This window comes from Pseudoalteromonas sp. P1-26 (assembly GCF_001401795.1).
In the GTDB taxonomy this organism is placed as follows: domain Bacteria; phylum Pseudomonadota; class Gammaproteobacteria; order Enterobacterales; family Alteromonadaceae; genus Pseudoalteromonas.
Genome location: NZ_LKDX01000042.1, coordinates 18,902 through 33,282, shown reverse-complemented (window position 1 = coordinate 33,282; position 14,381 = coordinate 18,902). Strand labels below are relative to the sequence as shown.

The following is a 14,381-nucleotide window of genomic DNA, read 5'->3' as shown; positions in this document are numbered from 1 at the left end:
AGCTGTCAGCCGTCAGTTGAACTGTGGGGTTGTTTAGTGCAGATACTCCCTCAGCAACAAACCCCGTAGGAGGCACTTCAGTGCCGAATTTAGACCAGAACAAACACATTCATGGCTAAAGCCATTCCTACGTGATGAGAAGGTTAGACGTTAGATATTAGATGTCAGTTGATCTACCGGGTTGTTAGGTAACTGAGTCACCCTCAGCAACAAACCCTGTAGGAGGTACTTCAGTGCCGAATTCAGACCTTTACAAACATATTCATGGCTAAAGTAATTCCTACAAGTACACTTTGCCTAGAACCTAGAACCTCCAGCAGAGGTAGACGCAGCACCAAACACCTCCAACGAGCGGCTGATCGCTGACGGCTGAAAGCTGATAGCTCTGTGTTGGGTTTCGCTTCGCTCTAGCCAACCTACGCCAGATCTCAAGCTTTACTCTTTCAACTTTCCACTCGCTAACTTAGCTTTTGCTAACTTTCCCCTCGCTAACTTACTTTTATAACACTCATTCCCCTTGTCTTTGCTCTGCTTTGGCAAGCTGAATGTATTTTGTTTCGACTAGTTGTGAGAGGGGAACAAGTTCGAAGCCTTGTTGTTGTAGTTCAGGGAGGGCTTGTTGTAGAAAAGCAACGGTTTCTGGGTAGGGGTGGGCAATGGCGATTGCGTAGTTGAAGTGTTCAGCTTTGCTTTTTAGCTCTTCTAGTTGATGTTGTAGCTGACTTTGGGTGACATTGTTATCAAGAAAAACATGACGAGATACATTAGCCACACCATAGAGGTTAGCAACGTTTTGTGCTTCACTTCGACTCGTTGTACGGCTATCTAAGAAGTATAAACCGCGTTTCTTTAATATTTCCATCGTCCATTTCATTGGCTCTGTAAGTTGTGTTAACTCAGAGCCCATGTGGTTATTGACCCCTTTTACTTGTGGTAGAGAGGCTAATGCATGGCCAAGGGTTGTTTGTAACTCTGACTTACTCATAGTATCAGTGAGTGCACCCGGACCAAGTGCTTTAGTTTTATCAAGCGCTTGCATTGGTACATGTAAAAGTAGTTCTTTATGAGTTCTACTGGCGCGTTCAGCAAATATTTGCGAATAGGGTGTATGGGGCAAGATTGAGAAGGTCACTTGCCCTGGTAAGTTTAATATTTCAAGATCTCGCTGATGATTGCCTATATCATCAATTACTATGGCTATTTGCTTTGCTTGGCAGAATAGCGGTAGGCAACATACGGCGAGTAATAAGCCTGTTTTTAAGTTCACTTTTTGTAATTATTATATCCGTTGTGAGCATTTACTTACTGCATAATAACGAGCTGCTTTGCTGTAAGTTGCTTTTTGTCTTGTCTATCTAGAAGTGAGCTAAAAAGCGCCAATTCTTGGATGTTTTTTATTATAACGCCTTGGTCAATTTCTGAAAGCATTGTTTGATTAATACTCACATCTGGGGTGATCCCTTTACCATCGATAGATTGACCCGCAGGTGTGTAATAACGTGCTGTAGTCAGTTTTAATGCGGTATTACCGTTACCTAAAGGTATCAGCGATTGCACTGAGCCCTTACCAAAAGAAGTTTCGCCAATTAGCACCGCTCGTTGATTATCTCTTAATGCTGCTGCAAGTATTTCAGCGGCAGAGGCTGAGTTTTCGTTAATCAGTACAGCAATGGGAGCGCCACTGAGTATGTCGCCTTTATGGGCTTTATAATTCTGATTAGCTTCATTAAAGCGGCCTTTGGTTGACACTATGGTGCCGTTATCTAAAAACAGATCTGCAACTTCAATGGCCCCTTGTAATGTACCGCCTGGGTTATCGCGTAAATCAATAATTAAACCTGAAAGAGGGAAGCTATTGGTGACCTGCATTTTTGCAAGCTCCCGAGCAACATCGTGTAATGTGTGGTTATTGAATGAGTTGATACTGATAAGCGCAACGCCTGTATCTGCTAAATGGCCATGAACGCTTTGTAAGTTGATTTGTTGGCGCTTAATCGAGAAGTTTAGCTCAGTATCTTTCTCTCTTTTAACAGCGACATCGACAGCACTTTGACCGCTTTGGCGAATTAATTTAGCCACTTCTTCGATGCTTTTGTCTAAAATAGGTTGTTGATTAATCGCAATAACTTCATCATTTACCTGAAGACCCGCAAGCGCCGCAGGTGAGTTATTAATAGTGTTAACAATATACACGCGACCATCTTCAACTTTTACTTCGATACCGAGTCCTGTGTATCTACCATTAGTGCTACTGAAGATAGCATCGAGCTCAGTTTCATCCAGATATTTTGAATATGGATCAAGGCGTTCGAATAACGCTTCGACTTGTAAGTTATCAGGCTGGGTTACAAATGTGTTTTGTAGTTTCAGATCATCAACATAATATGTATGGATATTAAATAGGATTTCGTTTAGTTGCTGATGCTGTAGTGACTGTAACGAGGGTTTTGCAACAGCCTGAAACGATTGCAGTATCAGGCATAGCAAGCTGACAAGTAATAAAAAAGACAGCTGAGTAAAAAACTTAGCTGGGGAAAAATGAGCTTTGTAAGAGTAAGTTGTGTTTAGCATCAGCTGCTCCTCATAGAGTGCAGCTATTTAATCAATTAAATGCGTCTGCACCATTTTACAGGATTTACTGCGCGTCCTTTGTGGCGTATTTCAAAGTATAGACCAGGATCCGGTTGTCCGCCGCTTTGACCGACTAATGCAATTGTTTCGCCTTCTCTAACAAGGTCGCCAACATCGCGAAGTAGAGTTTGAGCGTGACCATATAAGCTCATAAAGCCATCGCCATGATCAATAGCGATAACCCAGCCAAAGCCATTTAGCCAGTCTGCGTAAACAACTTGGCCGTTCTGTACGCTTTTAACATTACTGCCTTCTTTAGCGCTGATAAGTACGCCTTTCCAATCTATGTTGCCGTGCTTGCGTTGCCCAAAGCGGTGGCGTAATGCCCCTTTAGTTGGCCAGTCGAGTTTGCCCTTACTACTTTGTAAGCCTAGTAATTCAACCTTTTCACTTCGCTCTTGTTCAAGCTCTTCAATGGCGGTGATCAGGGTTTGCTCATTTTCTTTTAAGTAATCAATAGAGCTTTTAGTTTCTTTTAACGCTGACTGGAGTTTATTGAGGTTAGTTTTACGCTCTTGTTGTGCATTGACTAGAGCTTGCTGGCGCCTTTTTTGCTCATCATATAAGGCAACTAGACGTTGTTTGGTTTTTTCAAGCTGAGCTTGGTTGTCTGCAATTTCTTGCTGTAGTGCTTTGAGCTCTTCAATTTGCTCAATACGTGCTTTATTTAAATAATTATAATAACTTAGTGTGCGCTCAATTTTGGCTGTGTCTTGTTGGTTAAGCAACATTTTTGAGTAGTCATGGCTACCCGCCATGTAGGCGCTTTTTAGTTGTGCAGCTAATAAGGTTTGGCGCTGTGCTTGCTGGGCTTTAAGTTGCTCGGCTTTAGCTTGTTGTTCTCGCTGTTGTTGCTCATTTTCTTTAACAGATTGGGCGGCAAGGTTTAATGCTTTTGCATTTTGAGCTATGTCGAGTTCATGGGCGCGCAGATCTTTGCGCATTTGGGCAATGGACTTGCGTTGACCTTTAAGCTCAGCCTCTGTTTTTTGTAAAGCTGATTGAATGTCTGATAAGTCTTTTTTGGTTTGATCTTCATTAGCAACAACCGAAGTTGCTACTAATGAAGTCAGTATTAAACCAGTTTTAAGGAAGTGGTTAATACATTTACTCATAGCTTATTTCAGCGTCATGATTGGTTTACCAGTCATTTCACTTGGCTGCTCTAAGCCGAGTAGGTGAAGCATGGTTGGAGCCACGTCACTCAATGTTTTACCATCATGTGGTGTTGCATCACGGCCAACATAGATAAATGGCACTGGCTCACTGGTGTGTGCGGTATGTGCTTGGCCCGTTGCTGGGTTAGCCATTTGTTCAGCATTACCATGATCGGCTGTAATAAGCGCTTCACCACCATGTTCTTCAAGTGCTGCAACTACACGACCAATACAATGATCAACTGCTTCACATGCTTTCACTGCTGCTTCGAATACACCTGAGTGACCTACCATGTCTCCGTTAGGGTAGTTACAGATGATGGCATCGTATTTACCGCTAGCGATTGCTTCAACCAATTTATCGGTCAGCATTTCAGAGTTCATTTCTGGTTGCAGATCGTATGTTGCAACTTGTGGTGATGGAATTAGTTCGCGAGTCTCACCAACAAATTCATCTTCACGGCCACCGCTGAAGAAAAAGGTCACGTGTGCGTATTTTTCTGTTTCAGAAATACGTAGCTGTGTTTTACCTTGCTTCTCTAACCATTCGCCTAATACATTTGTTAAAGGCTCTGGGGCAAACGCAATCGGCGCTTTAATGTCTGCTGCGTACTCTGTCATCATCACAAAAGCGCTTAACTGTGGTGATTTTTTCTTATCAAAACCACTGAAGTCAGCATCAACAAAGGCACGAGTCATTTCACGTGCTCGGTCTGCTCTGAAGTTAGCAAAGATAACTGTGTCGCCGTCATTGATCTCAGCAGCTGCTTGGCCTTCTGGCACAACAGTTGTTGCTGCTACGAACTCGTCGTTCTCGTCACGTGCGTATGCGGCTTCTAGTGCGGTTACACCGTCAGTGTAGCTGTATTCAGCAATGCCACTAACCATAACATCATATGCAAGCTCGACACGATTCCAACGGTTATCGCGGTCCATTGCATAGTAACGACCAACAAGCGTCGCTAAACGGCCACAGCCAAGTTCTGCAAATAAGGCTTCGATGCGCTCAATTGATGCTTTTGCACTACGTGGCGGTGTGTCACGGCCGTCTAAGAAACCGTGGAAGTAAACTTCTTTTGCACCGCGCTTAGCAGCAAGTTCAATCGTTGCCACAATGTGGTCTTCATGACTATGAACACCACCTGGGCTTAAAAGCCCCATAATATGCACGGCTTTGCCTGCATTTACAGCTTTGTCGATATTATCAACAAGCGCTGGGTTGCTATCGAACTCACCATCATCAATGGCTTTTGTGATGCGAGTAAAGTCTTGATAAACGATACGGCCAGCACCTAAATTTACGTGACCTACTTCAGAGTTACCCATTTGTCCTGCAGGTAAACCAACATCAAGTCCCGAACCTGAAATTAATGTATGTGGGCGGGTTGCCCAAAGGTTGTCGAGTACTGGGGTATTAGCAGCAAGTATGGCGTTACTTTCTGTGTCTTCACGGTATCCCCAACCGTCTAAGATCATTAATACCAATGGTTTTTTATGCTCTGTCATTATAGCTCCTGAAGATTGGCACTTATATATCACTAGCATACCGTGTTTTATGGTTTTGATCAGCTATCAATATGTCATATTAAAATATTTCACGCCCTAGCATTTTCAATTCAAGCACGTATACTTGCGTGGCAAATTTTAATTAACCCATGGCTATGCGCTGTGGTATCTAAATTTCTTAGTGGAAAACGCATGGATCAATATATTGAATTTATCTCAAATCATCCGGTTTTGAGCATTATCTGGTTAGCATTAGTCGCTATGCTGATCAGCAGTTGGTTTAAAAGTAAATTTTCGGCTATCCGTCAAATCAACCCACAGCAACTTACCTTGCTAATTAACCGTGATGATGGTCAAGTGATTGATATACGTGCACAAAAAGAGTTTAACTCTGGCCGTATTGCAGGCGCAACTCACTTAAATCCAGAAAAAGCAAAGCAATCTGATTTTTCAAGCCTTGAAAAGTTTAAGACTAAACCCATTATACTAGTATGTACCACGGGCATGACTGCCTCAGGTATCGCAACTGCAATGCATAAAGCAGGTTTTGAGCGTGTTTATGTATTAGCGGGCGGTATGGGCGCTTGGCAATCAGCTAGCTTACCTACAACGACCGGTCGTTAATAAGGCTCACTGCCCGATAGAGGAATTATTATGAGTAATGTTGTTCTTTACACAAAAGCATACTGTCCATTCTGCCAACGTGCTTTGGCGTTATTAGACAGTAAAGGTGTAGACTACACGAATATCGATATTGGTGTTCACCCTGAGCGTCGTGATGAAATGATCGACAAAGCAAATGGTGGTTACACAGTTCCGCAAATTTTCATTAATGATGAACATATCGGCGGTTGTGACGACATGATGGCAATTGAAGCGCAAGGCCTTTTAGACGCAAAGCTTAACGCTTAATAAACTTTAAATATAAAAACGAATACAAGTTAGGAATTACAATGAACGAAGAAAATCAAAACGCAGCAGCAGAACAAGCCGGCGCTCAATTCTCAATCCAACGCATCTATACTAAAGATGTTTCATTTGAGACGCCTAACTCACCTGCTATTTTCCAAAAAGAGTGGACTCCTGAAGTTAAGCTTGACTTAGATACTCGTTCTAACAAATTAGAAGAAGGCGTGTTTGAGGTTGTTCTTGCTTTAACAGTAACAGCTTCAATCGGTGAAGAAACTGCATTCCTATGTGAAATCCAACAAGCGGGTATTTTCACAATTGGCGAAGTTGAAGAAGTTCAACTTGCACACATGTTAGGTGCTTTCTGCCCGAACGTACTTTTCCCTTACGCACGTGAAGCAGTATCAAACCTAGTTAACCGTGGTACTTTCCCACAATTAAACTTAGCGCCAGTTAACTTTGACGCACTATTTGCTCAATACATGCAACAACGTGCTGCTCAAGACCAACAGGCAACTGCAGACGCATAAGCTATGAGTACAGCACAATCAGCTGTTACAGTATTAGGGGCGGGGTCTTATGGCACCGCCCTTGCTATTTGCTTTGCCAGAAATGGCCACCCAGTGACTTTGTGGGGCCGCAATAGCGATGACGTTGCTACGCTTGCAGCTGAGCGAAAGAATCAACGTTATGTTCCGGATGTTAGCTTTCCTGAAACCCTCCAACTAGAAGCAGATTTAGAAACGGCAGTTAAAGCAAGCAAGATCATTTTGGTTGTTGTGCCGAGTCATGCTTTTGCTGGCACGCTGCAAAAAATCAAACCTTGGTTGTCAGAAGGTGCTGAAGTTGCATGGGCTACCAAAGGTTTAGAGCCAAATACAGGGCGTTTACTGCAAGAAGTAGCGGTACAAGAGCTAGGCGATGATGTTCCTCTGGCTGTGCTTTCAGGACCTACTTTTGCAAAAGAAATGGCAATGGGCTTACCAACCGCTATTTCGGTGTCGTCGACCTCTAAAGACTTCGCTAAGCAATTAGCTGACCTTTTACACTGTGGCCGCTCATTTAGGGTTTATAACAATGATGACTTCATTGGTATACAGCTTGGTGGCGCAGTTAAAAATGTGATTGCGATTGGCGCAGGTATGTCTGATGGTTTTGGCTTTGGTGCTAACGCACGTACTGCCTTAATCACTCGCGGTTTAGCTGAGCTGTGCCGTTTAGGGTGTGCATTAGGTGCTCGTTCAGATACCTTTATGGGGATGGCTGGCCTCGGTGACTTAATCTTAACCTGTACAGATAACCAATCTCGTAACCGTCGCTTTGGTCTTGCTCTTGGCAAGGGTGAAGGCGTAGAAGCTGCAATTGAATCTATTGGTCAGGTTGTTGAAGGCTATAGAAATACCAAAGAAGTGTATTTACTTGCTGAGCGCACAGGTATTGAAATGCCAATAACGGAGCAAATTTACCAAGTACTTTATGAAAATAAAGATGTAAAAGAAGCTGCGATGGCACTACTTGGCCGTGAGCAAAAATCTGAATAATTTAGATTGTGCATTGTTAAAAAAAAACGCGATTTATTAATCGCGTTTTTTATTTGATGTACCGTTGCAACCACTAGCTAGATTGCTGCTTTTCTAGCGTGTCATTAATAAATTCGCTGACTTGATTGGCTTTTAATGGCTTGCAGTAATAGTAACCTTGTTGAAAATGACAACCCATAATATGCAGCATGTAGGCTTGCTCTTCAGTTTCTACTCCTTCAGCAACCACATTTATGTCCAAATACTTAGCTAGCCGCACTATGGTGGCGGTGATATTACGGTCTTGGTCGTTTTTATCGATATCTTTAACGAATGATTTGTCGATTTTGAGTGTATCGATTGGAAAACGCTTTAAGTAACTGAGTGATGAATGACCTGTTCCAAAGTCATCCAGCGCGATGTGCACACCAATCGATTTAATGCGCTTCATTTGCTGCTCTGCAAATTCAGGATTATCCATCATGGCGCTTTCTGTGATCTCGAGTTCTAAGCAATGTGCTGGAACGTCAAATTTAGCCAAGTTGTCGATGAGTGTTTCAATAAGGCTACTTTGCTGAAAGTGTAAGGCTGAAATATTAATAGCGACATTACCAAACGAAATGTTTTGTTTTCGCCACTGGGCTAGTTGATTAAGCAGCTGCTCCATCAGTAATTGGGTGAGCGGAATAATGGCACCATTTTGTTCGGCAAGCGGAATGAACTCATCGGGGTTAATAACACTGCCATCTTCTTGAGGCCAGCGAACTAATGCTTCAAAGCCGTATAACTGATTATGCTGGGCATCAAACTTAGGCTGAAAATAAAGCTCAAACTCATTGTTGGTGATTGCTTTGAATAAAGCACTCTCTTTGGTTAATTCGGTTGGGTCGAGGGTATGACGGTCTTTATCAAAAAATTGATACGTATTACGGCCCATTTTTTTTGCATGATTCAAAGCACTATTTGCGCTGCGCATTAAGTATTCACAGTTGTAGGCGTTGTCTGGGTAGATAGCAAGACCACAACAGGCAGATAGTGAAGTCTCAAAACCATCTAACATAAATGGGGTTTTAAACTGCTGAAGCACGATGTCTGCGGTTTTTTTAGCAAAAAATACGGTTTGACCAGAATAAAGGTAGGGCGGCACGAGTACCGCAAATTCATCTGCACCGAGTCTTGCAATGGTAAAGCCTGAATTTAGAGAGTCAGTTAAACGACAGGCTACTTCTTTTAGTAGTACATCGCCAATTGTGTGACCAAGGGAGTCGTTAATCTTTTTGAAATTGTCTATGTCGATAAAGATGATTAGTAGACTAGGGTAAGTGTCGTTACAAGCATTGATTGCTTTTTCAAGGGACTCTATAAAAATGGCGCGGTTTGATAAGCCTGTGACACTGTCTTTGGTCGTGAGCTTGAGCATAGTTCGCTCGTTATTCTTACGGGCAGTGACATCAGAAAACATGCCAACGTAACGTACAGAGTTTTTTGCAAAGCGTGGTGTGGTCACTTTTGTAATACACAAATCAATGGCGTAGGGTTGCCCATCTTTGCGTAAATTCCAAATTTCGCCAGACCAATAACCATCATTACTCAGCTCTTGTTGGATGATTTCTTCGAGTTGTGTATCACGACCAGCTTGCGTTAATGCTTTGAATTTTTTACCAAGTACATCGGCTTTCTTATAACCCGATATTTCACTAAATGCGTTATTGATTTCTATGATCCTAAACTGTTCATCGGTGACCCAAATGCCATCTTTAGACTGGGAAAGTAGGGCATCCATCAGCGTCATCTTTTGGTTTCTTTGATAGTAAATGACTGCACCAATGAGGATGACAATCGCTAAAAAGATCAGTAGTAACAGGGGCGTTGTATTAGGGGCTTGCGAGATAGAGGGATTAGACACAGCAGCAGAAGCAGCACTATAAAAGTGCTGCATCAGCAAAATGATACTGCATACTCTGGCGAAAAAGCGCATTAAAATCCATCTTTAGGAACAAACTAACCTATTTAGGTTAGTCCATAAAAAATGGTCGTGCTAAACAATTAGTAAATATTTATTACAAGCGCTTTTTCAATGAGTTATTGACCGTTCACAAACCCCAGCTGACGCCAAGATTCATAAACAAATACAGCAACTGAGTTAGATAAGTTCATACTACGGCTATCTTTTTGCATTGGAATGCGTACACGTTGCTCTTTCGGCAACGATTGAATGAGTTCATCAGGTAAGCCACGCGTTTCAGGGCCAAACACTAAACAATCACCAGGTTGGTATTGTGCTTGATGGTGAAATTGACTGCCCTTTGTGGTGCAAGCATAGACTTTTTTCGGTTGGCATTTTTCTAGATATGCTTCAAACGAGGCATGGCGCTGTACATGGCTAAACTCATGATAATCAAGACCTGCACGTTTTACGCGTTTATCATCCCACTCAAAACCAAGGGGTTCAATTAGGTGTAACGCATAACCTGTGTTTGCGCATAAGCGAATGATATTACCCGTGTTTGGTGGAATTTCTGGTTGGTACAACACAATATCAAGCATGTGAATCTCATTTATAAGGATTTGATCTGCTGCTGAGTATACACGAACTAGAATTAAAAGATGATATACTCAACACAGTTACTCACTAAAGGTAAGTTGTTGTGCAGCATCGTAGTTATGAGTTTTGGGTTAAAACAGCCAGTATAGTCACCATTGTTATGGTGAGTTTAATGATCGCAGCAAAAAGCTGGGCTTGGCTTGCATCTGGCTCGGCGTCAATGCTGGGTTCATTGACCGATTCGTTAATGGATATCACAGCCTCACTGATGAGTTTTTTAGTGCTAGGTTATGCACTACGCCCTGCTGATGACGACCATCGCTTTGGTCACGGAAAAGCCGAAGCATTAGCCGGGCTTGCACAGGCCGCTTTTATAGCTGGCTCAGGTTGCTTTTTAGCGTTTCATGGCATTGAGCGCTTATTTAATCCGGTAACCTTAAAGCATTCAGACCTTGGTATTTGGGTTAGTATTTTCGCTATTGTTTGTACGCTCGTGGTGGTGTTTGTACAAACTAAGGTGATTAATCACACCGAATCAATCGCCATTAAAGCAGACTCAATTCACTATAAAGGCGATTTAATCTTAAACTTGGCGGTATTACTGGCAATTGTGTTAGCTAAGTACGGCGTCGCTTATGCCGATCCATTATTTGCTATTGGGGTGGCTGTTTATTTACTTTATAACAGCTGGGATATTGCTCGCGAAAGTGCTGATCACTTAATGGATAAAGAGCTCCCAGATGAAGAAAAACAACAAATACTGGCCATTGTGAATAGCCATCAAGACGTATTTGGCGCCCATGATATTCGCACCCGCCAAGGTGGTAAAATTAAGTTTATTCAGATGCATTTAGAGCTGGAAGACTCATTATCATTGATAAGAGCGCATCAAGTTGCTGATGAAGTAGAAGCGTTAATTCAAACGCATTTTGATTGTGAAATGGATATTTTGATGCACCTAGACCCACTTTCTGTGGTTAACAAAACACGTCAAAGTTCTGCACAAAATTGATAAAAATCGCTGAGTATTGTTTGTCTGATCTCGTCGCGTTCACACAATAGTTCGTGGCGAGCGCCCGCATAGCTTTTTAGTTGTGCTTGCTTTTGCCTATGGGTAAGTGCAAATTGCGCAGCGTTATCGACCACAGTATCTTGCTCGGCGCTTGCGATAAACAAAGGAATATCGACTTTTTTATCGACTAAAGAAGCAATAAAATCAAACGATGCATTGAGCCAGCCATAGGTTACGCCACCTAGTTGTAAATCACCTTCTGCTGCATAAAGCTCTCTGAACAGTTTATATCGAATTTCACTACTGGTTAGTTCATTAGCTGCAAAGTCGACTGGTAAATAATCGCTTTGGCCAAATGCGTAGCTGCGGCCAAGACCAAGTAAGGATGCAATTTTAGCAGCCAGTTTTGCTACAGGCTTTGGCGTGCCTTTGGTATAGATATCAAACATCGGCGCTGATAAAAAAGCACCCGCAAATTGATGCTGATAGCGCGATAGGTAATCATAGGCAATGGCACTGCCCATAGAGTGGCCAAGCAAAACCTGCTTTCCTTGCCAGTGTTGATGCACCACTTTTTCTATAAATACAGCAAAGTCATCTGCGTAGTCAGTAAAGCGGTTTACAAAACCCTTATGAGTGTTTTTTAAATGACGATAAGAGCGACCTTGCCCTTGGTGATCAACACTAAAAACTGCAAAGCCATTTTGATATAGCTCCCACAGCAACTCTTTGTACTTAATTAAAGACTCTATTCGGCCAGTACTGATAACGATGGCCGTTTTTGCTTGTTGGGGAATTGCATAGCCGTAATAAAGCTTGCCATGAGCGGTGCTCAGAAAGTCTTGCTGTAATTGCTCAGAAAAAAACTGATTAATATTAGGTAGGTTATTAACAAGACTTGCTTCGCTACTATAAAACATTTACTCACTCTTATAAGGTAGGCGGATGTTTACGCACAGTCCGCCATGTTCTTGGTTTTCAAGTGTTAGTGTACCATCATGTGCTGAGATAGCATTCTTTGCAATAGCAAGACCTAAGCCCGTGCCGCCAGTGCTTCTATCACGTGCATGCTCCTGACGGAAGAAAGGTTCACACAGCCTTGCTAGGTTTGCTTCATCAACCCCTTTACCGTCATCACAAATAGTGATGTAGATAGCATCTGATTCAACTAAGCCTATTGAGATTGAATGTTCTGCGTATTTAATGGCATTGCGAAGTACATTCTCAAGCGCGCTGGCTATTAAGGTTTCATCGCATTTTAAATCGGCTGTTAGTGTACCATTTACGATAAGCTCTTTATTACTTTGCCTGGCCTCAAATTGAGCATCGTTGAGTACATGATCAACAATCACTTGTAAGGATTGTGTACTCAACGCCAGAGTCTGGCTTTTGGCTTCTAAGCGTGAAACTTGAAGTACATCGGCAATCATTTTATCGAGCTGATTGGCCTCTTTTTCAATGCGCTCTAAATAAGCGTGTTGAGCATCATCGGCTTGCATTTGTGCAAGGCCTGTAGCCATTTTTAAGCGCGTTAATGGTGAACGTAGTTCATGAGAAATATCTGCTAGCAGTCGTTTTTGAGCGCTAATAAGCTGCTCAAGTTGTACTGCCATGGTATTAAAGTCACGACCAAGTACACCTAACTCATCTTGACGAGTAGGAGATACATCGGCACGGGCAGTTAAATCGCCATGAGCAAGCTTTTTTGCGGTTTCTTTTAAACTATTAATAGGTGCAATTAAGTTACGGCTAAAGAAGAAACTCAACATCAATGAGGCGATTAAAGCAATAAGCAGCTTGAGCCAAACTGGCATTAGCCATAGGCTGACAAAAAACGGTTTCTTGCGTTTTTCATCGATTTCATAAAGATAAAATTTACCTTCGGGTACATTCAAAGCTACCGGCCCATAAGCTTGGTATTCATCGGTAAAAATAATTTGCGGACGCATATATTTGGTAAAGTTCAGCAAGCTTAAATCAATGTCTTTGGATACAGGTTCGCTAAGCATTTCAACACCATGAACCTCACCATTTAAGTACAGTAATTTATGCTTTGATAAGCGCGGATGAGATAAAACCTCTTGGGTTGATTTTCCGTGTTTAGCAACAATGCGTTCAATACTTTTAGCAGTGTACTCAAGATTTTTCAGCATGGGTCCACGCAGGTCGTCATTGCCCACATTGCTCGTTAACTGGCTTAAAAACACCAGTATTGTGATAGTCGCTATGACAGTAACCCAAAACCAAGCAAATATTTTTAAAAACAAATAATGGCGGGGATGCTTTAGCCAGCTTGGAGTTTGCATATTATTCGCCTTGTATTAATACATAACCACTGCCACGCATGGTTTTGATCCGTTCATTACTAACATGCTCTGCAATTTTTTTACGGATGTTGCTGACATGCATATCGATTGAGCGGTCAAAAGGAGCAAGGCGTCTACCTAATACTTGCTCACTTATTTGCTCTTTGCTGATCACTTCACCGGCATGTTGCACTAGCATGGCAAGGATCTCATACTCAGTGCCGGTTAGGCTCAGTACATTATCTTTAACAGAAGCTTCTCGTGTTGCGAAATTAACATTGATGCTGTTAACACTCAATGAGCTGGTCTGTTGGCTCGATAAGCTATTGATATGTTCTATGCGACGGGTAATTGCTTTAACGCGAGCTAGCAGTTCTCTGTGGTTAAATGGCTTAGGAATATAATCATCTGCGCCTAGCTCTAAACCAAAGATACGATCAAAGTCTTCGCCTTTCGCGGTTAGCATGATCACCGGAGTAAGCTTATGTTGTCTTAACTGCTTTAGCACCTCAAAGCCATCCATAGAGGGTAGCATCACATCAAGCAATATTAGCTCATAGTTATGCTTAATAGCTTGCTTTAGGCCTTCAGCGCCATCATGAACACACTCTACTGTAAAACCTTGTGCTGATAAGTACTCGCTGAGTAATTCGCACAATCCTGTATCGTCGTCGATCATTAATAGTTTCATTCTGACACCTAGCTATTTATTTCTTTAAGGTTATTTTACTCAGTAAATTGTGTAAAAGTGAATCTTTACACAACCTTTACACTGGTTTGCGTTCCTTTGCATTG

14 protein-coding genes are annotated in these 14,381 nt (G+C 42.2%); 5 read left to right on the top strand and 9 right to left on the bottom strand.

The genetic code is table 11. From position 1 onward, the window contains the following. Positions 1–508: 508 nt before the first annotated feature. From AN394_RS17085 to gpmM, 4 genes are read right to left on the bottom strand one after another with little or no spacing between them, the layout of a single operon-like run. Positions 509–1,267 carry a divergent polysaccharide deacetylase family protein gene (locus AN394_RS17085; RefSeq protein ID WP_054562806.1) on the bottom strand — a complete coding sequence of 253 codons (759 nt, stop codon included), beginning with the start codon at positions 1,265–1,267 and terminating at the stop codon, positions 509–511. 35 nt (positions 1,268–1,302) lie between these two features. Next, positions 1,303–2,571: a S41 family peptidase gene (locus AN394_RS17080; protein ID WP_055022088.1), complete on the bottom strand. Its 1,269-nt coding sequence runs from the start codon at positions 2,569–2,571 to the stop codon at positions 1,303–1,305. A gap of 35 nt (positions 2,572–2,606) precedes the next feature. Further along, entirely contained in the window at positions 2,607–3,746 is a 1,140-nt protein-coding gene (locus AN394_RS17075) for a murein hydrolase activator EnvC (protein ID WP_054562804.1), read from the bottom strand. A 3-nt stretch (positions 3,747–3,749) separates the two neighbouring features. Next, positions 3,750–5,294 (bottom strand): 2,3-bisphosphoglycerate-independent phosphoglycerate mutase, encoded by a 1,545-nt coding sequence (gene gpmM / locus AN394_RS17070; protein WP_054562803.1) that lies wholly within the window; start codon positions 5,292–5,294, stop codon positions 3,750–3,752. Between the two features lie 192 nt (positions 5,295–5,486). Between gpmM and AN394_RS17065 the strand changes: the two genes are divergently transcribed. The 4 genes from AN394_RS17065 to gpsA are packed head-to-tail and all read left to right on the top strand — an operon-like array spanning position 5,487 to position 7,744. Further along, entirely contained in the window at positions 5,487–5,918 is a 432-nt protein-coding gene (locus AN394_RS17065) for a rhodanese-like domain-containing protein (protein WP_054562817.1), read from the top strand. A gap of 30 nt (positions 5,919–5,948) precedes the next feature. After that, positions 5,949–6,206 (top strand): glutaredoxin 3, encoded by a 258-nt coding sequence (grxC, locus tag AN394_RS17060; protein WP_054550973.1) that lies wholly within the window; start codon positions 5,949–5,951, stop codon positions 6,204–6,206. A 41-nt stretch (positions 6,207–6,247) separates the two neighbouring features. Continuing rightward, positions 6,248–6,733 carry a protein-export chaperone SecB gene (gene secB / locus AN394_RS17055; RefSeq protein WP_054550974.1) on the top strand — a complete coding sequence of 162 codons (486 nt, stop codon included), beginning with the start codon at positions 6,248–6,250 and terminating at the stop codon, positions 6,731–6,733. A gap of 3 nt (positions 6,734–6,736) precedes the next feature. Beyond that, complete coding sequence (gene gpsA, locus AN394_RS17050) at positions 6,737–7,744, top strand: NAD(P)H-dependent glycerol-3-phosphate dehydrogenase (protein WP_055022087.1); 1,008 nt, start codon at positions 6,737–6,739, stop codon at positions 7,742–7,744. Positions 7,745–7,817: 73 nt separating this feature from the next. On the opposite strand, the gene AN394_RS17045 is transcribed toward gpsA, so the two are convergent. Both AN394_RS17045 and trmL read right to left on the bottom strand, forming a co-directional pair. Continuing rightward, on the bottom strand, positions 7,818–9,701 hold the full coding sequence (locus AN394_RS17045; RefSeq protein ID WP_055022086.1) for a bifunctional diguanylate cyclase/phosphodiesterase: 1,884 nt from the start codon (positions 9,699–9,701) through the stop codon (positions 7,818–7,820). A 104-nt stretch (positions 9,702–9,805) separates the two neighbouring features. After that, complete coding sequence (gene trmL, locus AN394_RS17040; protein WP_054550977.1) at positions 9,806–10,270, bottom strand: tRNA (uridine(34)/cytosine(34)/5-carboxymethylaminomethyluridine(34)-2'-O)-methyltransferase TrmL; 465 nt, start codon at positions 10,268–10,270, stop codon at positions 9,806–9,808. Positions 10,271–10,371: 101 nt separating this feature from the next. Here trmL and AN394_RS17035 point away from each other — a divergent pair, with 101 nt between their 5' ends. Further along, complete coding sequence (locus AN394_RS17035; protein WP_082401648.1) at positions 10,372–11,280, top strand: cation diffusion facilitator family transporter; 909 nt, start codon at positions 10,372–10,374, stop codon at positions 11,278–11,280. Here the strand turns inward: AN394_RS17035 and AN394_RS17030 are convergent. From AN394_RS17030 to AN394_RS17020, 3 genes are read right to left on the bottom strand one after another with little or no spacing between them, the layout of a single operon-like run. Further along, the gene (locus AN394_RS17030) at positions 11,259–12,200 is read right to left on the bottom strand and encodes an alpha/beta fold hydrolase (RefSeq protein ID WP_054562800.1); all 942 of its coding nucleotides are present in this window, start codon (positions 12,198–12,200) and stop codon (positions 11,259–11,261) included. The two genes, AN394_RS17035 and AN394_RS17030, sit on opposite strands and share 22 nt — an antisense overlap. Continuing rightward, the gene (locus AN394_RS17025; RefSeq protein ID WP_082423013.1) at positions 12,201–13,586 is read right to left on the bottom strand and encodes an ATP-binding protein; all 1,386 of its coding nucleotides are present in this window, start codon (positions 13,584–13,586) and stop codon (positions 12,201–12,203) included. It lies immediately after the preceding gene. A 1-nt stretch (position 13,587) separates the two neighbouring features. Further along, entirely contained in the window at positions 13,588–14,277 is a 690-nt protein-coding gene (locus AN394_RS17020) for a response regulator (protein WP_054562799.1), read from the bottom strand. Positions 14,278–14,381 lie beyond the last annotated feature (104 nt).